Origin of the sequence: Collinsella sp. AM33-4BH (assembly GCF_003469205.1) — a bacterium.
Classification (GTDB): domain Bacteria; phylum Actinomycetota; class Coriobacteriia; order Coriobacteriales; family Coriobacteriaceae; genus Collinsella.
The window spans coordinates 125,233-148,095 of sequence record NZ_QSIN01000002.1; the positions used below are offsets into that span (position 1 = coordinate 125,233).

The 22,863-nt window shown below is 56.2% G+C and carries 18 protein-coding genes; 15 read left to right on the forward strand and 3 right to left on the reverse strand.

Annotation, left to right across the window (positions count from 1 at the left end; genetic code table 11):
* Nucleotides 1-273 precede the first annotated feature (273 nt).
* Nucleotides 274-2,007, forward strand: coding sequence for an ATP-dependent endonuclease (locus DW821_RS02045; protein ID WP_118065298.1), 1,734 nt, complete (start codon nt 274-276; stop codon nt 2,005-2,007).
* Nucleotides 2,007-3,818, forward strand: coding sequence for a UvrD-helicase domain-containing protein (locus DW821_RS02050; RefSeq protein ID WP_158567525.1), 1,812 nt, complete (start codon nt 2,007-2,009; stop codon nt 3,816-3,818). The genes DW821_RS02045 and DW821_RS02050 overlap by 1 nt, the downstream gene beginning before the upstream one ends.
* A gap of 647 nt (nt 3,819-4,465) precedes the next feature.
* Here DW821_RS02050 and DW821_RS02060 read toward each other — a convergent pair.
* Nucleotides 4,466-4,888 (reverse strand): hypothetical protein, encoded by a 423-nt coding sequence (locus DW821_RS02060; RefSeq protein WP_055251178.1) that lies wholly within the window; start codon nt 4,886-4,888, stop codon nt 4,466-4,468.
* A 254-nt stretch (nt 4,889-5,142) separates the two neighbouring features.
* Here DW821_RS02060 and DW821_RS02065 point away from each other — a divergent pair, with 254 nt between their 5' ends.
* The 7 genes from DW821_RS02065 to DW821_RS02095 all read left to right on the forward strand — a co-directional run bounded on the left by DW821_RS02065 (nt 5,143) and on the right by DW821_RS02095 (nt 10,722).
* Nucleotides 5,143-5,949: an Abi family protein gene (locus DW821_RS02065; protein WP_118065304.1), complete on the forward strand. Its 807-nt coding sequence runs from the start codon at nt 5,143-5,145 to the stop codon at nt 5,947-5,949.
* Between the two features lie 483 nt (nt 5,950-6,432).
* Nucleotides 6,433-6,966, forward strand: coding sequence for a hypothetical protein (locus DW821_RS02070; RefSeq protein ID WP_147487018.1), 534 nt, complete (start codon nt 6,433-6,435; stop codon nt 6,964-6,966).
* A gap of 147 nt (nt 6,967-7,113) precedes the next feature.
* Entirely contained in the window at nt 7,114-7,521 is a 408-nt protein-coding gene (locus DW821_RS02075) for a hypothetical protein (RefSeq protein WP_118065308.1), read from the forward strand.
* A gap of 39 nt (nt 7,522-7,560) precedes the next feature.
* Nucleotides 7,561-7,953, forward strand: a complete 393-nt coding sequence (locus tag DW821_RS02080; RefSeq protein WP_118065310.1) for a helix-turn-helix transcriptional regulator — start codon at nt 7,561-7,563, stop codon at nt 7,951-7,953.
* Complete coding sequence (locus DW821_RS02085) at nt 7,950-8,399, forward strand: hypothetical protein (RefSeq protein ID WP_055251170.1); 450 nt, start codon at nt 7,950-7,952, stop codon at nt 8,397-8,399. Before DW821_RS02080 ends, DW821_RS02085 begins: the two co-directional genes overlap by 4 nt.
* 230 nt (nt 8,400-8,629) lie before the next feature.
* A complete protein-coding gene (locus DW821_RS02090; protein ID WP_233540507.1) occupies nt 8,630-9,601 on the forward strand; it encodes a LacI family DNA-binding transcriptional regulator in 972 nt (323 codons plus the stop codon).
* A 128-nt stretch (nt 9,602-9,729) separates the two neighbouring features.
* Nucleotides 9,730-10,722, forward strand: coding sequence for a PLP-dependent transferase (locus tag DW821_RS02095; protein WP_158567526.1), 993 nt, complete (start codon nt 9,730-9,732; stop codon nt 10,720-10,722).
* Between the two features lie 100 nt (nt 10,723-10,822).
* Here DW821_RS02095 and DW821_RS02100 read toward each other — a convergent pair whose 3' ends face one another.
* On the reverse strand, nt 10,823-11,167 hold the full coding sequence (locus DW821_RS02100; RefSeq protein WP_117854558.1) for a winged helix-turn-helix domain-containing protein: 345 nt from the start codon (nt 11,165-11,167) through the stop codon (nt 10,823-10,825).
* Nucleotides 11,168-11,360: 193 nt separating this feature from the next.
* On the opposite strand from DW821_RS02100, the gene DW821_RS02105 reads away from it, so the two are divergent.
* A complete protein-coding gene (locus tag DW821_RS02105; protein ID WP_099431630.1) occupies nt 11,361-12,872 on the forward strand; it encodes an IMP dehydrogenase in 1,512 nt (503 codons plus the stop codon).
* Nucleotides 12,873-12,930: 58 nt separating this feature from the next.
* On the opposite strand, the gene DW821_RS02110 is transcribed toward DW821_RS02105, so the two are convergent.
* Nucleotides 12,931-13,794, reverse strand: coding sequence for a SinI family restriction endonuclease (locus tag DW821_RS02110; protein ID WP_118065314.1), 864 nt, complete (start codon nt 13,792-13,794; stop codon nt 12,931-12,933).
* Between the two features lie 111 nt (nt 13,795-13,905).
* Here DW821_RS02110 and DW821_RS02115 point away from each other — a divergent pair, with 111 nt between their 5' ends.
* The 5 genes from DW821_RS02115 to infB all read left to right on the forward strand — a co-directional run bounded on the left by DW821_RS02115 (nt 13,906) and on the right by infB (nt 22,853).
* Nucleotides 13,906-15,255, forward strand: coding sequence for a DNA cytosine methyltransferase (locus DW821_RS02115; RefSeq protein ID WP_118065316.1), 1,350 nt, complete (start codon nt 13,906-13,908; stop codon nt 15,253-15,255).
* A 213-nt stretch (nt 15,256-15,468) separates the two neighbouring features.
* The gene (gene leuS / locus DW821_RS02120; protein WP_118065318.1) at nt 15,469-18,045 is read left to right on the forward strand and encodes a leucine--tRNA ligase; all 2,577 of its coding nucleotides are present in this window, start codon (nt 15,469-15,471) and stop codon (nt 18,043-18,045) included.
* 258 nt (nt 18,046-18,303) lie between these two features.
* On the forward strand, nt 18,304-18,798 hold the full coding sequence (gene rimP / locus DW821_RS02125; protein ID WP_117639296.1) for a ribosome maturation factor RimP: 495 nt from the start codon (nt 18,304-18,306) through the stop codon (nt 18,796-18,798).
* 1 nt (nt 18,799) lies between these two features.
* The gene (gene nusA / locus DW821_RS02130) at nt 18,800-20,047 is read left to right on the forward strand and encodes a transcription termination factor NusA (protein WP_006234042.1); all 1,248 of its coding nucleotides are present in this window, start codon (nt 18,800-18,802) and stop codon (nt 20,045-20,047) included.
* A gap of 91 nt (nt 20,048-20,138) precedes the next feature.
* On the forward strand, nt 20,139-22,853 hold the full coding sequence (infB, locus tag DW821_RS02135) for a translation initiation factor IF-2 (RefSeq protein ID WP_117639298.1): 2,715 nt from the start codon (nt 20,139-20,141) through the stop codon (nt 22,851-22,853).
* Nucleotides 22,854-22,863 lie beyond the last annotated feature (10 nt).

Genomic DNA, 22,863 nt, shown 5'->3' on the forward strand with positions numbered 1-22,863 from the left:
CAGCCAATAGGGTCCGAAGGCAGCTCCAGGCCAGCACTCCGCACATATTTTGTTGGGTTTATTTTACGGGAACCCCAGTCAACATCAGCGAACTTTCTGGGGAATGTTGGGGGAGGGGGAGCCTTAGGAGACGGCTTGGTGCATGCAAACAACCTTCTTAGGACTACGCTTTTGATTTACAAGCCTATCGAAGTGGCTGTGCCTCAAGTTCAGTACAACACGAGGCGTGTTAGATTGTTGGAAGCCATAAAACCATAAAGGTCGGGAGGACGCATGAGGATCTCTAAACTGAGGATTGAGAACTATCGGAATCTCGATGGAGTGTCGATTAGTTTTGACGAGGACGTGAGCTATATTGTCGGCGAGAACAACCTCGGCAAAACGAATGTGCTTGACTTGCTCAATACAATTTTCAATCAAGCGACGATTAGCGAAGAGGATTTCGCTGACATTGAAAAGCGCGCAGGGGCTCTAGTAACTTTAAAGTTGGACGAGGACGAGATCGGAATAACGGGGCTCGACATCGATCCTACGACCGGAAACACTATTACCATCTGCGCTTTTGCTGACGACCCGGATTCTCGAATTGAATTTAAGGCCGAAGGGAGCGGAGAAAGTATTCCACCCTCTCTGATGCGATCCGTTCACATGTTCAGGTACTCGACTGCATCCTTTAATAGGGGAGACCTGGCGTTTGATGGTACCCGAGGTGTCGGTAAAGTTCTCTCCAAAGGTATCGCTCTTTATCTAGATAAGGAGGGTAAAGAGGTCTCCGATTTTCTGGATGGGAGCGAGCTCGAAGGTCTGGTTGCAGATCTCGGCGAAATCGTCGGCGACGTCCCGATCCTGTCATCATATGGTGTGAGGCCTGGCGTCGATTCATCGGATGGCGGAACGCTTGGAAGTTTGGTTACCTTGCTTGACAAGAGGGGCGTTCATTTTAAAAAGGCAGGGGTAGGCTTGCAGTACCTCGCTATTGCCTCGCTCTCGATAATCGAGAGCATTATGCGTCTTTCGCCTAAACGCCTTCAAGAGAGCCTTTGCTCAGATGATGATGACAGACGCGTGCTGCATGCCGTTCTGGCTTATGACGAACCCGAAGCCCACCTTCACCCGTATATGCAGAGGCGTCTCTCGAAGAGCTTGCATAGGATTTGCGAAGGGAAGGATGATAGATTCAATGCTCTTCTAAAGGACTATTTCGGAATTGATTCAATCAAAGCTCAGCTGATCATGGTGACGCATTCGCCTAACATTCTGGCTCGCGGCTATAAGAACATTGTGCGATTCGGGCAGGGCGAAAATTCGCCGAAGGTCATATGCGGTAGGGATATTGACCTGTCCGACAAGGTTGAAAAGCATCTTATGCTGAACTTTGAGTCGATACGAGAGGCCTTTTTCGCGCGGTCGGTTTTGGCTTTTGAGGGGCAGACAGAGTCTGGAGCCATTCCGGTGTTCGCTCGCAACCTTGGGATGGATCTGGATGATTATGGAGTTGTGCCTATCAGGGCCGGCGGGAAAAAGAACGTTAAACCACTCTGTGAACTTCTGGGCAAGTTCGAGATTCCAAATTATTCAATTGTCGACAGAGATGAGGATGAGCTGCAAGAAACTTCTGAAGACCATATAACGACAACCGAACGGGATTTCGAAGGTGAGGTCGTTGACTCGTTCTTCGCTAGCGATAACCAGGGTGCGTTTATTGCGCTTCTTGAGTCGATTGATCCTTTTCAGAGGGCAACTTGCATCAAGGGGAATAGTAAAGCTTTGAAAAGCGCCTGTGCTGTCTACGGCGTTAACTTGCGGGACCCTGAATACGATTTCCGGGGATCGGAGTTTGACGGGTTATTCGCAGACACGCCCAAATCACGTGCGCTTATGTATGCATGGCTTTCATCGAACAAGGGCGTCGTGTCTGGCGTCGCCCTCGCGGAGGCTCTTGGTGCTAATGGCGTTCCCACATGTTACAAAAGTATTATTCGCAAGGCCGTGGGGCTCGAATGCTGATGAGTCAGACTGACCTGCGGGATAGTGTTAGAGCCGAGATTGAGGCGCGCTGTGGTGGGGATGCATCGCAGTGCTCCGCGATTTTCTCGCCATCAAAGAGGGTGTTCGTGGAGGCGCCGGCAGGCTACGGGAAGACCACGGTGATGACTGGGCGGGCTTGCTGGCTGCTGGCATCTGGCGAAGTCCATCCGCCAAAAAGGATTTTGGCCCTGACCTTTAGCGTTGCCGCCGCGCGGAGGATGCGTATGGATTTGGGCATCACTATGTCGGCACTTCCTGGTCCCGTGGCCAAGCGTTTTGAGGACAGCGTCATGGCGACCAACTTCCACGGCTTTGCTTGGGCTCTGCTACGCAGATACTGGAAATCGCTCTCGCTCCCAGTGAACGTTGGCGAGCTCTCTATGGTTGATGACAACAGCGCCGTTAGCGAGCTGGTTTCGCGAGGTGGCAGGCTGACCTGGGATGAAAAGAATGCCGTTGACGACTTCCTCCGCTTCATGAGAAACGGTCAGGAAATGGACTTGAGGCGTGTGATGTTTTCCTTTAATAGGATCATCAAGGAAAGGTTTGCATCGAACGGTCTCTTGCCATACTCCGCAATGATTTCCCTTGCAATTGAATTGCTCGCTCATTTTCCCAAGTTAAGGTCCTATCTGTCGGCAGCATATCCTGTCGTGCTTGTCGACGAGGCGCAGGACACGAACGCGTTGTGCTATGTCTTCCTAAGGGGTCTGATTTCTGATGAGTCGGGGATCTGCATGTTCGGCGACCCCATTCAGCGTGTTTATGGTTTTATTGGTGCAATGGAAGGCTTAAAGGCAAAGGCCACTACCGACCTGCGTCTAACGCCGTTGGAACTCGAGTATAACCATAGGTTTTCTGGGAGATCTATCGTCGGAGAGCTCGGTGCTGCGATTCGCTCCAACATGAAGGGCACCATTGCCGGCGGTACGCCCCGACTTCCCATATTTGTTGGCTCTACTCAGCAAGACGAAGCGACTGCCATCGTTTCCAAGGTTACGGCGCTCGCTCAAAGCAGTGGCGGGAGGATTGCGATTCTTGTTCGTAAGCGTGGTGCCCTTGCCGATCTCATTATGGAAGAGCTTGCTAAAGAAGGTATCTCTTACTTCAACGGACTCTTCTCGGATACAAGTCGGGGGTTCATCGAATTCAATGCGTTTGCTTTATCCAGGATTACCGATGCAGTGTCTGGAGAAAAGGGCGTCAGCCGGTCTGCTGCGGACAAAATAATCGACTCCATCTCTGATGAACTGCTGACTGGCTCCAAGAGGTTCGAGTATGGGCGGTCCTATGCCATGCTTCTAGGAGCGCTGCGGAAACACCTTAAAAATGACTGCGTCGCGATGGGACCTTCGGAGCGCTTCGACTATATCGTTAGTATCTTTTCCGAGGGCTCCCTGCGACGTTTCTCCGATTACCTTGATGTGGGCATCTCCATGATGACCGTTCACTCCGCTAAGGGGCTCGAGTGGGACACCGTTTTCATTCCGGGCGTTACGCGTTTCGATTGGCCTGGAGGGATTTGCTCTCGTTGCGAAAATGCTGGTATATGCTTACGTTCTGCGCGAGGTTGCCAGATTGCTGATGCGAAGAAAATGCCAGATGGGCTTATTGAGGAAATAGGCCTGCTGTACGTCGGCGTCACTCGCGCCCGCAAAGCGGTATACGTCTCCGCTTCGATGCAGCGCAGAACAAATTACGGGAACTATCAGGTTGCCTGCCCCTCTTGCCTAACGTCTCTTCCGGGCATTGAGCCTGTGAGCTGGACGGTCATGGACGGGGAGGGGTGATTGCCGGTGGGATGGAGCGTGTCTGCTTCTGACGCGAGGTCCGGTTGCGGCCCTTACTATGGTCTCATGGAGTGTGCCCAAGCTGCTCTTTGACTAGAACGGCTTGGGCACTGGCGTCTTGGTAGGATGCGGTGTTTGTTTAATTAGCCACTGTTGAATATTGCGAAGCAGCACCGTGGCATTGCGCCTAGGCACCGGGGCCGACATGAGTCCCGCGCCTTCTTCTTGCTAACGTCCGGTTTCGCCCCGCTGCCGCATGTTGACTTCGCTCATTGTTGGTACGGGTCGTATTATGCACGTCTTTGTCCGTGACGGCTGTTTCTTCTAGGATGAAGTGGTCGAACGATCGGCTCTTATGCTAATGAGCTGAGGCTATTTAATAAAATCCTTCCTCCTGATCCGACCAAGGTGGCGGTCCAGTTCGTATATAGCGTCAATGTAAAGCTCGGCAGAATCGCGTATGTCTCGCATGTCGAGGCAGCATCTTTCAAAGTGCAGCTTGCCTTTTTGTTCTTTGGCGCTGCGGATATTGCGACATGTCATCAATGCGATGTCATTATCGCCCACGCAGTTGATTCTTGAAAATCCTTTTGGTGTGATGCGATAAATAACTGCCTTAGGAAAGGAATCAAGTAGGCTTTTCCCTCTTATGTCAATGCAGATTCTTCCTTCTGATCCAAAACCATAATCTTGATGTCTAGTTGAATTGAGGGGGTGGGCAATAACTGCCGAGCGAACAACTTGGAGATATTTGCTCGCGTCGTCGAGTTCACTTTGTTTAGAGAACTCAAAATCGTTTTCGATCTCTTTTCGAAGACAGTTCCCTTTAATTTGCCAGAAGCATCTTTTATCCAAGTAGCAAGTGCCACAAGATAAACGGTGTCCTTTGGGTTGGGCAAGAAGCCCCCGCCGATAGTGGAATTGAAATCTTGAATGCTGTATTTAGCCTTAAGGATGAGATCGGACATTAATTCATAATGATCGGAGTCCTTCCAGGGCCATTTCTTCCATATGCCGCCTCCGTGTTCACCTAAATCATCGGTGGTCTTTAGTTTTTCGATCGCTTGCATGTCACTCCTGTCTATTCGATTTGTTGCAGCGCTTCTTTTGTTGTCTTGATGTCAACATGGTGCCCATTAATGGCTATAATCTGCCAGCTATCCAAAGAATGAGTCCAAAGGTTGATTTGGAGGATTGGCGGCATAGGATTGACGGACCCGGAGTTCTCCCTTAAAGTAAGTCTTGTGATGAGGCCTTGCGACGGTACGTCCGGCTTGGTCCGTGGGAACCGCCGAAAGGCGGTTTTCGCGTTTAAGGGGCCCAAATGGATAAACCATTTAAATCTATTGATGAGCAGATTGCTATTCTTGAAAGCCGTGGACTCGAATGCGATAACAATACTCGTTTAGTTTTGGAACGCGAGGGATACTATCCGGTTATTAACGGCTACAAGGATTTGTTTCTCGACCAGCGTGGAGATTCTTGCCACGAGCTATTCGTAAAAGGTACGAAGTTTTCTGATATATATCGTTTATTCGAATTTGACCGTTCATTGCGTCTGCTCATGTTTGAATACTTTAACAAGGCGGAAGCAGTGCTTAAAACCGTCTGTTCTTATCGTTTCGCAATGGCCCATAAAGATAGCCCGGAGGCATACCTGGATAGAAGATCCTACCGTGCCGATGCTGGTTATCGAAAAAAGATCGACATGCTTATTGGTGATTTCGAGAAGGTGCTGTGTAGGTCTCAAAAATGGAAAAGCGATTATAAAAGGGACTACATTCGGCATTATGAGAATAATCACGACAATACGCCGGTATGGATTCTTATGAATTATTTGATGCTTGGTCAGGCATTCAAGTTCTATGAGTTTCAGCCAGAAAGCATGAGAAATTCCATTGCCAAGTCGTTTTCTGATCTTTATTCCGAGACGCATGAAGTCGATAAGCGCATCAGCCCGCGTAGGCTAAGACTTGCATACGATCACATTAAAGATTTTCGAAATATCTGTGCGCATGACGAACGTCTATTCTGCGCCAGGGTGTCTCCGTCTCACGATGTCAATCTAGTAGGGGTTTTAAGCGATCTTGAGCTAGTGCTGACTGAGGATGACTATAAGATGTTACGATGAAATATACTGCTTGATGCACTTAAGTTGAGCGACGAGCTCAGCAACGATGCCAGCGCAAAGGTGCTTTTCGCTATGGGTGTTAACGATTTATCGAGTGTGTTTCCTAGGGAAATATTGGGGTCGTAATCGACGCGAGCGATGAATTTACTCTACAAGTTGGATGCGCATGAGATTGCGCAGAGCGGGCGGGACGTTGCCCATTGGTGGCGTCCCGCCCGCGCTTCGTTGGCTATACGTGATGCGGCAGCTCCAGCATGAGGCCGTCTCGCGCTTCTTCGAGACTCGCCTGGCCTGCCTATGCGTTTTGCTAGGCGGGCCTTCTTATGCCGCGGGTGTGGATAGCCTTACCATTGTGGGGCAGACCTTCGACGAGCCGGGTGTCTCGGGCCCCGGCTGGGTGGCGCGCACGTTATTGCTGCTGGCGACGGATCGGTCGATGATTGTCGCTTCTTTGGTGTGTACGCCTCCGATGGCCAGTTTGCCATGGACGCCTCCTGGGTGTACGCGACCGGCGCCATAGCCGATGTTGTCTGCGAGAGTGACTCACTTACGTCCGCGCAGTTTGTGACGCCGGCGGGCGGGGCCTTTGGTACCGCCTGCGTGATGGACGCCAGCGGGGCCGTAGCGCTGCGTGTGGTAATTGAACCCGCGGGCGCCCTGCCGCCGGCGGGGAAGACCCAGCCCGGTACCGATGAACCTGCCGGTGGCAATCCCGCGGGGGATACAAAGCCCGGAAGCGAAGGAAAGCATAGCGACGAGAACAAGCCCAGCGAAGATTCCGCCCCCACGCCTGATTCGTCGCCCAAGTCGGACGCCAGGCCCGCGTCCGCGTCCATCAAGACGCCTGCGACCAAGACCACCAAAAAGACCAAGCCCACAACAACGCAAGCCGCCGCGCTCCCTAAGACCGGCCACGGCGACTGGGCGGTTGCGTGCCTTGCCTTCGTCTTCCTAGGTATGTTATTGCTCACCATAAAAGTTCGGGCTCTTCGCTGGGGGCCTTATGTGCCAATGTAGTTTCTACTGCCTCTTTCCCGCATTTCTCTGAGTCAATAATGCAGATTGCTTGAACTCGGCTTGGGGCTTGCCATGTATTTGAATTTGGCTAAACTTAACCTATAAGTTAACCACATTTGGTTTTATCTGAGGCGGAGGGGGTGGCCTTTGGTTAGTGACTATGAACTTGTCGAATATGCTGATCCCGAGGGACGACCTTTTTGGGAACTAACCACCTCCCCTGAGAACTCTCAATTTCAGAAGATGATGTCTGATCCTAAAACGAAGTTTACCGCCCGTAAAATGATCAATCAGATTTCAAAAGTCTATGACTACGGGCTAAAGGATGTCAGTGGAACGTCAAAGCTTCGATGTATCGAGCCTAAGATTGGACTATACGAACTCAAGGGTTTTGATGGGGTTAATCGAGAAATGGTCTACGCGATTTGCCAAGGCGTGGACAAGATTGTTTTGCTTTTTTGGTTTAAGGGCCATCAAGGCTCGGGAAATATTTCCAAAGAAATTAAACGCGCAAAACAGTTGGCCCCGATAGCAAAGCAGCTTTTGGAGTCATAGCGTCGGCTTTTTTGCCCGCTTACGAAACGGAGACTTGTAATGGTTAAGGTCGATTTATCAGACTTTTACGCGAAAACGGAAACGAGCGAAACCCGTGCCTATGAGCACGCACTAGATATTGAGTTTATTGTTCATCGCGAGATGCAGCGCTCGGGCTTGAGTAAAAGTGAGCTGGCAAAGCGTATGGGCGTGAGTCTTCAGTCGCTTTCGAAATTGTTGAATTCTCAGCCCAACATGACGCTGAAAACAATCGCAAAGTTTGAGCTTGCGTTGGGTATCAAAATCATTCCTCAGGTCATTTCCAGTTATTCGAATGAGGCGCCGTTTTCTTCGTCTAATAACTCTGTCCGAGAACAATGGTCTTCATTTAACAGCGACTGCTCGGCGAAACGATTGAACTTTGAGATGATTCCGGGAGGTTTGGCTGCATGAGCAAGGATTTCATTGCGCCTATTCAGGTTGTTCATTTGTTTGTTGTCGACTCAACTTTTCATATCGAGAATGAGCCCTCCCAGAATATGGATTTAAAAGTTGACGTTAGCTATCAGGACGTCCATCTATTGAGGAACAAGGCGGGCGAGCGTGCAGACTTAAAGCTGTATGTGTGTGGCAGTCTGATTGATAGGGACGATGCAAAGGAAAAAATGCGCGCTGATGTGACGGTTGCTATTTCGGTGTCAACAAAAATGCCGTTCGACATTTCAGACGATGAAGCGCGCCGTTATCTTCTCTCTAATGCGATTTCCATGGCGTATGGTCACGCTAAGAGCTATCTGATGGTCGTTACTGGACTTTCGCCCATGGGGGCTTTGACGCTGCCGGCAATTCTTCCTTCGGAATTGGCAGCGGACAGCGATGCATCTTTCCAAAGTGAGTAAGTTGTTCTCGAGTTGGATTTTGCCTGCCGCTGTGTGCAAATGTAACGGGGTGCCGAATCGGTAGTCTGACTGATTCGGCATTTATATTTCGAAGTTTCTAGTTGAAGCCCTGCGATGCCCGTGCTGCGACAGCTAAATTGACCGTGACGTCCCGTCTTGCGACACGCATGTAGCTCCGCACGGGTATCATGGTGAAAGCGATTTCAACGACAGGGGTGCTCGTGGTAAAGATGAAAGATGTGGCCGAGCTGGCGGGCGTTTCGAGCGCCGCCGTCTCGCGCTACCTCAATGGTGGGTATATCTCGGCGGACAAGGCCGAGCGCATTAAGCAGGCGATTGAGCTGACCGGATACGTGCGATCCAGCCAGGCTCGCGCGCTGCGAACCGGTTCCACCAAGCTCATCGGCGTCATCGTGCCTAAGATTAATTCCGAGTCGGTGAGCCGCATTACGGCGGGCATCGGGCAGGTGCTTGGCCGCCGCGGCTACCAGATGCTTCTTGCCAATACCGATAACGTCCCCGATCGCGAGCTCGAATACCTCGATTTATTCCAAAACCATCCGGTCGATGGCATTGTGCTGGTGGCAACTATGATTACCGGCGAGCATCGCCGGGCGATTGAGTCGTGCCGTGTGCCCATTGTGTTGATCGGCCAACATGTCGAGGGCGCGGCGTGCGTCTATCACGACGATTACGAGGCCGCTTTCGAGCTGGGTCAGGCACTCGCGAAGCGTGCTGAGGGCAAGATCGCCTACATCGGAGTTGCCGAGGAAGACCGTGCCGCCGGTTATGACCGTCGTCGTGGTTTTGAGGCCGGCTTGCGCGCCGCGGGCGTGGCACTTGATTCGAGCCTGATTTGCCAGGGGTCCTTTACGCTCGACTCGGGCTATCGCGCTGCACGCGAACTGCTCTCCGTCGATCCCGATGTTTCGCTTATCGCGTGCGCGACCGATACTATGGCGGCCGGCGCCCTGCGCGCTCTTGACGAGGTTCGCGGCATGGGCGAGGGTGTGCGTCGCGTGAGCGGTTTTGGCGACAACGCATTTTTGCGCGCGCTGACGGGCGGCATTCCCACCGTGCATTACGGCTACCTGACCAGTGGCGTCGAGGCGACTAATATGTTGCTCAATACGCTCGATGGCGTGGAGGGGGAGAGCGGTTTAAAGACGCTCAAGCTCGGCCATCAGCTGATGAATGTCTAGGCTTACGTGATCTACCGCGCGCTCAACATTTAGGCGTTCAGTCGCCTATCGGCGCTATACTGCAGCCGTTGCCCACGATGCGGGGAACACCCGCATCGTGGGTTTTTGTTTTGAAGGGACGGTACCGCATGGGCGTACAGCAGCTAGAAGAGGCCTGGGCTTTGAGGACCGGCGCGCGTGAAGCGCGGTTGCTCGCGGCCTCGCATGTGCCAGCAGCGCTGTCGCAGCTGGGGATTGTGCGTCCCGGTGACCGCTTGGTGGCCTTTGCGGACGACTTTGCCGATGCGTTTGCGTGCGGCTTTGATGGCTGCGATGTCGCGCTGGTGGGCTCGCCGTCCGCCGAGGCGTTTGCCGCTGCGTCCGAGGGCTTTGATGCTTCGTTTGATGCCGAGGGTCCGCACCTGTGGTGGTTTGTGAACTCCATCGGCGGGTTTGGTCTGCGTGTGCCCGATCTGCGCGCTCTGGGTCGGGCGGCGCGTGAGGCCCATGCGCTGCTGGTTGTAGACAACACCGTGGCGTCGGCTTTTGGCTGCGATTCGCTGCGGCTGGGTGCTGCGCTGTCGCTCGAGGCGCTCGATCGCGTGTGCGCCGGCAAGGCTCCGCGCAAGCTCGTTGCCGCTTCGGTGGCGCGTTCGCAGCTCAAGCGCCATCATGTGGATGCTGCTGCCGAGTGCGCGAATGCGTTGTTTGCGGGTTGCCGTGCTTTGTCACTCGACCTTTCTACCGAGGAGGCGGGTGTGCTGGAGCGGGGGCTGGACACGCTCGATGCCCGCATGCAGGAGCATTTCGACCGCGCCCGTGCGCTGGCCGAGTATCTGGCCGCCAACGAAATGGTGCGCAACGTGCGCTATCCCGGGCTGAGCTCGCATCCTGACCATGCTGTTGCAACGGGAATCCTGGAGCACGGATTTGGGCCAGCAGTTGAATTTGACCTTATTGAGCGTAGCGCGGGAGAGCTGTTCGATGCTTTGCCGGGGGAGTTTCGCACATCGCCCGCCGGCGGCGCAACGACGCGCCTCTCTGCTCCGCGAGGTAAGCAGGGGAGCACCATCCGCCTCTTCGCCGGCACCGACAACCCCCTGGTCGCGGCAGCCGCCCTAGACAACGCCCTCCGCAAGTAGCTAATTTGGGACGGGGCTTTTTTAGCTACCCAATGTCATTTTTTGCTATGAGTCAAGAATGCTCTGGATGGTAGCTAAAAAAGGCCCCGTCCCAAATTGGCTACTCTTTGATGCTGGCGATGAGGGCGTCGGCTTTGGTGGCAATGACTTGGTTTATGTCGGCCTGCAGCTCCTCGTAGACCGCTATGGCGCGCTCGCCGGCAGGCGTGAGCGTGGATCCGCGGGCGCCGTCGCGCTCGATGAGTTTGCATCCCAGCTGCCCTTCGGCTTCGTTCACAATGCGCCAAGCCTTGGAATAGGCCATGCCCATGCTTTTGGCGGCGCGGTTGAGCGAGTGCTCGCGGGCAATACCCTGCAGCAACAAGACGCAGCCGTGACCAAACACGCCCGGCAGATCTTTGTCGCACGCTTGAATGACCAACTTTGCCGTCGTCTTGTACTCCATGTGCCTTACGTCTCCCCGCTAAAGCGTTTGCTGGGCAAACGCAAAGCGTGCGTCAAACCCTCGTGTGCTCTTCTTAAATCATGCATTGTAGCAGTCAAAGTGCGTTAAGATACTTCCCCAGTATTGGGCGCCCAAGGTTGGGCTGGGTCCTACGAGGCCTGCAGCCGACCGGTCGCATGGAAAAAGGAGAAACATGGCTACGTTCTTTCCCGGTGAGTCCCACACGTTTTCGGAGTATCTGCTGGTCCCTGGCTACTCGTCCTCGCAGTGCATCCCCAACAACGTCTCTCTCAAGACGCCGCTAACCCGCTTTAAGCGCGGTGAGAAGCCGGCAATCACCCTGAACATCCCCATGGTTTCCGCCATCATGCAATCCGTCTCGGGCGTCGACATGGGTGTCGCGCTCGCTACCGAGGGTGGCCTGTCCTTCATTTACGGTTCCCAGAGCGCCGAGTCCGAGGCCGCTATGGTCAAGGCCGTCAAGGATCACAAGGCCGGCTTCGTTCAGTCCGATTCCACGCTGACACCCGACATGACCATGGAGCAGGTCATCGAGCTCAAGGAGAAGACCGGCCACTCCACCATGCCGGTCACCGACGACGGCACTCCCAAGGGCAAGCTCCTGGGCATTGTCACCAGCCGTGACTATCGTCCCAGCCGCGATGACCACCAGAAGAAGGTCTCCGAGTTCATGACCCCGCGCGAGCAGCTCATCGTGGGCGACAAGAACATCAGCCTCAAGGTTGCCAACGACGTCATTTGGGACAACAAGCTCAACGCCCTGCCGATCGTCGACGACAACGATCACCTTATGGGCATCGTTTTCCGCAAGGACTACGACAGCCACAAGACCAACCCCAACGAGCTGCTCGATAACGACAAGCGCTATATGGTCGGCGCCGGTATCAACACCCGCGACTATGCCGAGCGCGTGCCGCTGCTCATCGAGGCTGGCGCCGATGTCCTGTGCATCGACTCCTCCGAGGGCTTCAGTGAGTGGCAGAAGCGCACCATCGAGTGGATTCGCGCCAACTACGGCGAGGACGTCAAGGTCGGTGCCGGTAACGTCGTCGACGCCGAGGGCTTCCGCTTCTTGGCCGACTGCGGTGCCGACTTCATCAAGGTCGGTATCGGCGGCGGTTCCATCTGCATCACTCGCGAGACCAAGGGTATCGGTCGTGGCCAGGCCACCGCGCTGATCGACGTCTGCCGCGCCCGTGACGAGTACTACGAGGAGACCGGTGTTTACGTGCCCGTGTGCTCCGACGGCGGCATCGTCTACGACTACCACATGACGCTCGCCCTTGCCATGGGCGCCGACTTTATGATGCTGGGCCGCTACTTCGCCCGCTTTGACGAGAGCCCGACCGAGCGCGTCAACGTCAACGGCCAGTACATGAAGGAGTACTGGGGCGAGGGTTCTGCGCGTGCCCGCAACTGGCAGCGCTACGACCTGGGCGGCGCCGCGAAGCTCAGCTTCGTCGAGGGCGTCGACTCCTACGTTCCCTATGCCGGTTCCCTCAAGGACGGCGTGGGCGGCACGCTCTACAAGGTCAAGTCCACGATGTGCAACTGCGGCGCCCTCTCGATCCCCGAGCTCCAAGAAAAGGCACGTCTGACCCTGGTGAGCTCCACCTCCATCGTCGAAGGCGGCGCCCACGACGTAGTCGTGAAAGACTCCCAGCAGTCCGTAAGTTATCGCTAGTTACTAAATAATTTATGAAAATGGGGTCGCGTGTCTGTTGGATTGCGACCCCATTTTGTTATAGGTCTCCTTCTCTTTCGCTAATCAGATAAGGATTGTTTCTGACCGTGTTTGAAACAAAATCCAAATAGTCTGCCTCGGTGACGAGATCATTCGGAACAGGTTTATCTACCGTACTGCCCTCTCGAACAATTTCAATCAACTTTGGCCAATATGTTTCAATCTTTCCGTTACGACGCTCCGCCTTCATTCGATTCCATGCTTTTGCGCCGCAGGATTCCCTGAAACCCTTTCCTGAACTATTTTCAGTATTCGTTTTGTTTTTTACCTGAAACATGGCAGTGCATTCATCGTTGCAAAAGTCGATTGCCGTGAGAATCTTCCCTCTGCACCAAATCCATCCATATGGCTTAATTTTTGAATATATGTACTCCTCCAATAGGTTGCCACCTATATTTTCAGCACTCATGAATAAATTGTGGTGCGCCGCCCACTCGTAAGCGCGCTCTTTTGATCCTGCGTGTTTTGCGTCCATTACCATATGTATCAGTGCTTCATCGGTAACCGTCTTTTTGGGATTCGCGACATAATCACTTGGAAGCGACTGCCATCCCGAAAGAAATTTTGAAATCCATTTGTTTAGCCAAAGTTCCAAAAATGCTTTCGAGTCTAATTCGAGTATATCTGGCTTCATTGGAATCGAGGGAATCATTGCTGAGGTTTCGGCTTGGAGAAGAATGGGAAATAGCGACTTCATTTCCCTTTTTCTTTCATTGGCGTCATAGTGACAGGTTTCGTTGTTAATTGTTCGGTCTGCGATGGATTCAAAGAGTTCTTGCGCCGGAATGTGATGCGAGTTGCAGTAATTCAGTGATTCCGATAATTTCTTTTTGACATCTTCACGTTTTGCGTTTTTAGCCATGGTCGTGCCTCCTTTGTGTTGATTTTCAACTAGATAAAACCTATACACAAGCGTATATTTGAATTAAAATGGACTAAAAAATGTTCAATTACTTAATTGCTGGAGTCCATTTTGGAAAATGAGGCGATACTGTCTTCCGCGGAAGTTGCGAGCCGTCTTGGGGTGACATCTCAGACTGTTACAAGACTATCTCGTAACGGAGATCTCAATTATGCGCTTGTTGGTAAGCGTAGAGTCTATAGAGAGAACGAAATAATCAGCTTTATGAGGAAAAAAAATCTATGCTTCGCTCCCGCAGACCATCGCGCTACTGAAGTAGTTGATTCGGCATTAACTGCGGTTTCTTTTTTTTCTGGGGCGCTTGGCTTGGATTATGGAATGGAGAGGGCCGGTATTTCGTCCAGTCTTTACTGTGAAAATGACACGAAGTGCCGAATGACTATTGCGTCCAATCGGCCTAATGTTGGTTTGTTAGGAGACATTAATAAGGTTACTCCCGATCGGGTATTTGATTATTCGGGCATTAGCCCCAAAAGGGGTATAGATGTTATGTTTGGCGGGCCTCCTTGTCAGGCATTTTCTACGGCTGGAGCGCGTCGCGCCTTCGATGACGTTAGGGGCAACGTATTCCTAAAGTATCTCGATCTTGCTGACCATCTTCGACCTAAGTATTTGGTAATTGAAAATGTCAGAGGGCTCTTGTCTACGGCATATCCTTTGGAAGCTGGCGGAGAGCCCGTACACGGCGGCGCTATGAAAACGGTTCTGAACAAACTTGAATCAATGGGCTATGGCGTGAGCTTCAATTTGTATAATGCTGCGAATTTTGGGGCTCCTCAAATTAGGGAGAGAGTTGTCTTGATTGCTAAACGAGACGGTTCAATCTGTGATTGGCTGACCCCCACGAACTCAAATGACCCCAAGTGGCAACTTAATCCTTGGATGACTTTTTCAGATGCCGTTCGGGGATTAAAAGACGAACACCATTACGTTCAGTTTCCGGAAAAAAGGCTTAAGTATTTTAAGTTGCTTAAAGAGGGTGAGTATTGGAAGAATTTGCCTGTGGAGCTTCAGGAAGAGGCGATGGGGAAGGCGTATCGGCTTGGAGGCGGTAAAACGGGTTTTTATAGAAGAATATGGAATGATCGGCCTTCTCCAACTTTAGTCACAAGCCCGACAATGCCTGCTACTGATTTGTGCCACCCCACAGAAGATCGCCCTCTTTCAATTGAGGAATATCGTGCCATTCAGGGCTTTCCGGATGATTGGATTTTCCGAGGTGATATTAGCGATATATATAGGCAAATCGGCAATGCTGTTCCCATTGCTTTGGGGGAGGCTATAGGCAAGTCAATTCTTAAAGACATGTCGAAGTCCAATGACAACAATAAAGACTTGTTCGAAGGCTTCCCGTATTCAAGATATAAAAACTCAAGCCAGTTGACTTGGAGTATTCGATAGTTCGGTTTGTTGCAAGTTGCATACACCTTGTATTTCGTGATTTGCTATCATCAGTCGAGTTAACGATGTGGCGGGGCGTTCTCACCTTTGCTCGCTGCAAGTTCCGCACGAGCCGAAGAGCACTTAATGTGCTCTTCGTGCGAGCAGGACTATCCGCAGCAGCGAGTAAAGGTGAGAACGCCCCGCCCCAACCCAGCTAACAAAGGAGCTGATATGTGCGATTGCACAGATCATAAGGACGAGATCCCTGCCTACGACGCACAGGCCATTGAGTCCAAGTGGATGAAGGCGTGGGAGGACTCCAACCTCTTTGCCGTCGACACCGACGAAAGTAAGCCCAAGAAGTACGTGCTCGAGATGTTCCCGTATCCGTCGGGCGACCTGCACATGGGCCACGCGCGCAACTATACCATCGGCGATGCCATGGCCCGTCAGGCCCGCATGCGCGGCTACGATGTGCTGCACCCCATCGGCTTTGACGCCTTTGGCCTGCCTGCAGAGAACGCCGCTATCAAGCACAACACGCAGGCTGCTGCCTGGACGTACAAGAACATGGACCAGGCGCTCGCCACGATGAAGCGTATGGGCTTTTCCTACGATCTGGATCGCATGGTCAAGACCTGCAGCCCCGATTATTACCGCTGGGGCCAGTGGATCTTTGAGAAGTTGTGGGAAAAGGGCCTGGTCTACCGTAAGAAGAACCCGGTCAACTGGTGCCCCACCTGCAAGACCGTTCTGGCCAACGAGCAGGTCACCGAGGGCAAGTGTTGGCGCTGCGGCACCGAGCCCGAGAAGCGCGATCTGGAGCAGTGGTACTTCAAGATCACCGAGTACTCCCAAGAGCTACTCGACGATCTGGAGAAGCTCCCCGGCTGGCCCGAGCGCGTCAAGCAGATGCAGGCCAACTGGATCGGTCGCTCCGAGGGCGCCGAGGTCGACTTTACCCTGTGCGACAAGGATGGCGAGCCCATCGAGGGCGACGAGGGCAAGATCACCGTCTTCACCACGCGTGCCGATACGCTCTTCGGTGTCTCCTTCTTTGTCCTGGCCCCCGAGTACGCTCGTCTGCACGAGCTCGTCGAGGGCACGGAGTACGAGGAGGCCGTGACCAAGATCCTCGAGGACTCCAAGCATATCTCCGCCGTCGAGCGTGCCCAGGGTACCCTCGAGAAGCACGGCGCCTTTACGGGCCGCTACGTGGTAAACCCCGTCAACGGCGAGAAGATCCCCGTGTGGGTTGCTGACTATGTCGTTGCCGACTACGGCACCGGTGCCGTCATGGCCGTTCCCTGCGGCGACCAGCGCGACTTTGAGTTCGCCCGCAAGTACGACCTGCCTATCGTGCCGATCATCCTGGACGATGAGGATCGCGCTGCCGTCGAGGCTAGCGGCGAGACCATCGACACCTTCCATGCCGAGAACGTCGACTGGGATTGCGCCCACGCTGCCGAGGGCACGCTCGTCCAGTCGGGCAAGTACACCGGCATGCGCGGCGGCAAGCACTCTGAGGGCGAGGCTGCCATCGTGGCCGACCTCGAGGCCATGGGCTGCGGCCGTCGCAAGGTCGAGTTCCGCCTGCGCGACTGGCTCATCAGCCGTCAGCGTTACTGGGGCAACCCCATCCCGGCCATCCACTGCGAGCACTGCGGCATCGTGCCCGTGCCCGAGGACCAGCTGCCGGTGACGCTGCCCGAGAACCTGGACCTGGGTGCCGGCGAGACCCTCGCCGAGTGCAAGGAGTTCTACGAGACCACCTGCCCGGTCTGTGGTCGCCCGGCCAAGCGCGAGACCGATACCATGGACACCTTCACCTGCTCCAGCTGGTATTACCTGCGCTATGCCGACCCGCACAACACCGAGCTGCCCTTCTCCCGTGAGGCCGCCGATCGTTGGATGCCCGTCGATAACTACATCGGCGGCATCGAGCACGCTATTCTGCACCTGCTCTACAGCCGCTTCTTTACCAAGGCGCTTCGCGACCTGGGCCTGCTGAGTGTGGACGAGCCCTTCACTAACCTGCTGTGCCAGGGTATGGTCAAGGACGAGAACGGCGACACCATGTCCAAGTCCAAGGGCAATGTCGTGCCCCCGAGCTCGGTCATCGAGCCCTACGGCGCCGACACCATGCGTCTGGCGATCCTGTTTATCGCCCCGCCCGAGAAGGATTTCGACTGGGACCCCAAGGCCGTTGAGGGCGCCAACCGCTTCATCAAGCGCGCCTGGCGTATCGTTTGGCAGCTCGTCCAGTCCGGCGACGCCAGCGTGGCTTTCGACAAGTCAGCGCTCGACGAGGTTGCGATGAAGCTCTATCGCGAGCGTCACCGCACCATCGCCAAGTGCACCGAGGACTTCGATCGCGGCCAGTTCAACACCGCCATCTCGGCCGTCATGGAGCTCGTCAACGCGGCGAGCGCCTACCTCAACGCCACTGAGGTCGCTTTCCGTGACAAGGCGCTGTGCTACGGCGTGGCTAAGGATATCGTGAGCGTCCTTGCCCCCATCTGCCCGTTCTGGGCCGACGAGCTGTGGCATGAGGCGCTCGGCTGCGAGGGCAATGCCTACACCGCCGCCTGGCCCGAGTTCGACTTGGCCGAGTCCATCGAGAACACGGTGCAGATCGTCGTCCAGGTGCTCGGCAAGGTCCGTGGCCGCATCGACGTCGCCCGCGACGCCTCCAACGAGGAGATGCAGGCTGCCGCCGAGGCCGCCGTCGCCAAGTGGACCGAGGGTAAGACCGTTGTCAAGGCCATCTGCGTACCCGGCAAGCTGGTCAACCTAGTGGTTAAGTAAACGCCGCACGTATAGCCGGCGTGTAAAAGACGAGGGACGATCCGGCTGGATCGCCCCTCGTTTTGTTTTGTCTGCTCGCGGCGCCCGCGGTCAATTGTTCTATTCTTGTGGAGATGCTGTGGGCGCGCTGACCTGCGAGTTTCTGTTGTGCTTGCACGTTTTCGCAGGTATTGGTATAGTTTGCTTGCAAATGAAGTTGTAATTGAAAGAAGTGGGGTTTCGGCCCCGCTTCTTTTTTGTATGGATGGAGGTGCCGCAATGGTCAAGACCAAGACCGAGCAGGCGATCATCGACGCGCTCGAGGCCGTTGCTCCCCAGCACGATGTCGACATTGTCGACGTTGAGCTCGTGGGTGCCACCAAGGCCCCCTGCGTGCGCGTGCGTATCGAGGGTGCCGAGGGTCAGAGCCTGTCGCTCAATGACGTCACGGCCAACACCAAGTGGGTCGGCGATGTGATTGAGGAGCTCGACCCTATCTCTTCGAGCTATACGCTTGAGGTGTCGAGCCCGGGCATGGCGCGCCCGCTGCGCCGTCCGCGCGACTTTGCCCGCTTTGTGGGCGAGAACTGTGAGCTCACCTCCACCGCCTCCGAGGGCCGTCGCAAGTACGCCGGCAAGATTGCGGCTGCGACCGAGACCGACGTGACCCTCGAGCTCGAGGACGGCGAGTCCGTCACCCTCGATTTCTCTGATGTTAAAAAGTGCAAGTTGAAGCCCACCTACGACTTCAAGCCCGCGAAGGAAGGAAAGTAAGATGGCAGCATCCGACATGATGTCCGCCCTGATGGAGCTTTGCCAGGAGAAGCACATCGACCAGCTCTACCTGATCGACCGCCTGGAGCAGTCGCTCGCCAAGAGCTATGCCGAGATCCTGCATCTTGAGTGGGGCGCCAAGGTGACCATCGACCGCACCACCGGCAAGATCTACGTCTACCGCCTGGAGCCGATCGACGATTCCATGGACGAGGAGGGCAACTTCACCGAGTTCGAGGAGATCGACGTCACCCCCAAGAACACGAGCCGCATCGCCGCCCAGCACGCCAAGGCCGAGATCAATGCCATCGTGCGCAACTCCGCCCGCGAGCAGATCTACGAGGAGTTCTCCGGCCGCATCGGTGACCTCATCAGCGGCACCGTGCTGCAGTCCACGCCCGACTTCACGATCGTCAAGATTCGTGAGGGCGTCGAGGCCGAGCTGCCGCACTTCGATCAGCGCCGTTACGAGAACGAGCGCAACGAGCGCCCGATGGGTGAGCGCTACCTGCACAACCAGCATATCAAGGCCGTAATCATCGACGTTCGCGACCCCAACTCCAACCTGCAGCCGGTTCGTGGCGAGCACAGCCGTCCGCCGATCGTCATCTCCCGTACCCACCCCGAGCTCATGCGTCGTCTGTTTGAGCAGGAGGTGCCCGAGATCTATGAGGGCACCGTCCAGATCAAGTCGATCGCCCGCGAGCCCGGCCAGCGTTCCAAGGTTGCCGTCCACTCGCTCGACGACCGCCTGGATCCCGTGGGCGCCTGCGTCGGCCCCAAGGGCAGCCGTGTTCGCGCTGTCGTGGGCGAGCTCCGTGGCGAGCGCGTCGACGTCATCCTGTGGGATGCCGATCCTGCCGTCTACGTCGCCAACGCCCTGTCGCCCGCTAAGGTCACCCGCGTCCTCATTGACGAGGAGAAGGCCTACGCCGGCGTCATCGTCCCCGACGACCAACTGTCCCTCGCCATCGGCAAGGAGGGCCAGAACGCCCGCCTCGCCGCGCGCCTGACCGGCTGGCACATCGACATCAAGTCCGAGACGCTTGCCGCCGACATCCTCAAGAACGTTCCCGTTCACGAGGAGCCCGCCGCCGACCTGATCGGTGACGAGGAGGACGAGGACGTCCGTCGCTGCGAGTACGTGTCCGAGGACGGCATCCAGTGCCGCAACCAGGCCCGTCCCGGCTCCCGTTTCTGCGGTGTCCACGACACCGACGCCTTCGATGATGCGGAGGACCTGATCTAGCGCGCGGTCGCGCCGGGCAGGTCCCAGCGCATACCCCACGCTCGTTCAGTCTCTAGGCACCCAAGGTGCCAGAAAGGGTAGGTGAAGTCATATGGCAAAAGTCCGTGTGTCCACCCTGGCCAAAGAGTTCGGCATGACCTCCAAGGAACTGATGGGTCATCTCGCCGAAATGAAGATTCCCGCTAAGTCCGCTTCCTCCACCTTGGAGGACGCCTATGTCGCCATGGTCCGCAAGCAGCTCGCCTCGGTGATCGAGGCCCGCGCTCAGGAAGTCGAGGCCGCCAAGCAGGCCGAGGAGCAGGCAGCTGCCGCCGAGGAGGCAGCACGTGCTGCCGAGGCAGAGCGCGAGCGCATCGCCGCCGAGAAGGCGCGCGAGGAGGAGCGCCGGCAGTTCGCCGCCGCCCAGGCTGCCGAGGAGGCCGCCCGCGCCGAGGCCGAGGCCAAGAAGAAGGCCGAGCAGGAGCGCCTTGCCCGCGAGAAGGAGGAGGCTGCCCGCGAGGCCCAGCGCCGCGCCGTTCCCGCTTCCGACTCCGGTTCGCGTTTCCGTTCGCTGCTTGACCAGATTGCCGCACAGGAGACCGTGCTCAAGGAGAAGAAGGACGCCGAGCAGAAGGCCAAGGCCGAGCGCGCTGCCGAGCGCGGCAACCGTCGTGGCGGCAACAACGACCGTCGCGGTGGCCGTCGTAACGATCGCAACGCCTCCGACAACAACTCCGAGCGCAACGCCTCCGAGAGCCGTCCCCACAGCCATCGCACCAATGCCAGCAACAACGTCGCTGCCGGTATGGACTTCCCCAACCCCGACAAGCAGGGCAAGGGCAAGAAGCGCAAGGGCGGTCACAACAACGAAGAGGACCACTACAGCCGCATGGCGCGCGAGGCCGAGGAGTACAGCCGCGAGAAGGTGCTCGAGGAGGCTCGTGCCGCCGTCGAGGAGGCCTCTCGCGAGTCCACCGGTCGCCGCAAAAAGCGCAAGGAGAAGCGCGAGCGCGAAGCTGCCAAGGCTCAGGAGGAGCGCAAGATAGAGGAGGCGCTGGCCCAGGGCGTGAACCCCGAGGAGCTCGATGCCATCAAGGTCTCCCAGGGCGTTACGGTCCAGGAGCTCGCCGAGGCGCTCGACGTTCCGGCCAACGATATCATCAAGCGCCTGTTCCTGCTGGGCACGCCGCTCACCATGACGCAGTCCATGTCCGACGACCTCGTCGAGCTCGTTGCCGACGACCTGGGTCGTCAGATCAAGATCATCACCCCCGAGGAGGAGAACACCTTCTCGTTCTACGACGATCCCGCCGACCTTAAGCCGCGCGCACCGGTCGTCACCGTCATGGGCCACGTCGACCACGGTAAGACGTCGCTGCTCGACGCCATCCGTCACACCGGCGTCGCTGCCGGCGAGGCGGGCGGCATTACCCAGGCCATCGGCGCTTCGCAGGTCATGATCAACGACCGCAAGATCACCTTCATCGATACCCCTGGCCACGCCACCTTTACGGCCATGCGTGCCCGTGGTGCCAAGGTGACCGACATCGTCATTCTGATCGTGGCCGCCGACGACGGCGTCATGCCCCAGACCATCGAGTCGATCAATCACGCCAAGGCCGCCGGCGTACCCATCGTCGTCGCCGTCAACAAGATCGATAAGCCGGGTGCCAACCCCGACCGCGTGCGCCAGGAGCTCACCGAGTACGGCATCATCCCCGAGGAGTGGGGTGGACAGAACATGTTCGTCAACATCTCGGCCAAGCAGAAGATCGGTATCGACGACCTGCTCGAGACCGTGCTGCTCCAGGCCGACGTGCTCGAGCTCAAGGCCAACCCCGACACTTTTGCCTCCGGTAACGTCCTCGAGGCTAAGCTCGACAAGGGCCGCGGTTCGGTTGCCACGGTGCTCGTGACCCGCGGTACCCTGCACGTGGGCGATACGCTGGTCGCCGGCCTTACCTACGGTCGCGTCCGCGCCATGCTCGATCCCAAGGGCAACGCCGTCACCGAGGCCGGTCCTTCCGACGCCGTCGAGATCCTGGGCCTGCAGTCCGTGCCCAACGCCGGCGACGAGTTCCGCGTTTTCGAGGACGAGCGCGAGGCTCGCGCCCTGGCCGATGAGCGTTCACTCAAGGCCCGTATCGAGGAGCAGAGCCGCGTCAAGCACGTCACGCTCGAGAACCTCTTCGAGACCATTGCCGACGCCGAGGTCAAGGAGCTCAACCTGATCATCAAGGCCGACGTCCAGGGTTCCATCGAGGCCCTTCAGGACTCGCTCGACAAGATGGATCAGTCCGAGGTTCGCATCAACACGATCCACTCCGCCGTTGGTGCCATCAACGAGACCGACGTCGTCCTGGCCGACGCCTCCAACGCCATCATCATCGGCTTTGGTGTCCGCCCCGACGGTAAGGCGCGTTCCGCCGCCGAGCGCGAGGGCGTCGAGATCCGTTGCTACGACGTCATCTACAAGTGCCTCGAGGAGCTCGACGCTGCCCGTATCGGCATGCTCAAGCCCACCGAGGTCGAGGTCTCCACGGGTACCGCGACCGTCCTGGACACCTTCAAGGTGCCTAAAGTCGGTATCGCCGCCGGTGTCCGCGTCGAAGAGGGCGAGATCGCCGCGACCGATTCCGTGCGTCTGGTGCGCGACGGCATCGTGGTCTTCAACGGCAAGATCGCCTCGATGCGTCACTACAAGGACGAGGCCAAGAGCCTCAAGAGCGGTTCCGAGGGCGGCATTGGCCTGGAGAACTTCCAGGACATCAAGCCCGGCGACCAGATCGAGGGTTACCGTATCGACCAGGTTGCCCGTACCGAGTAGGGGGTAGCGC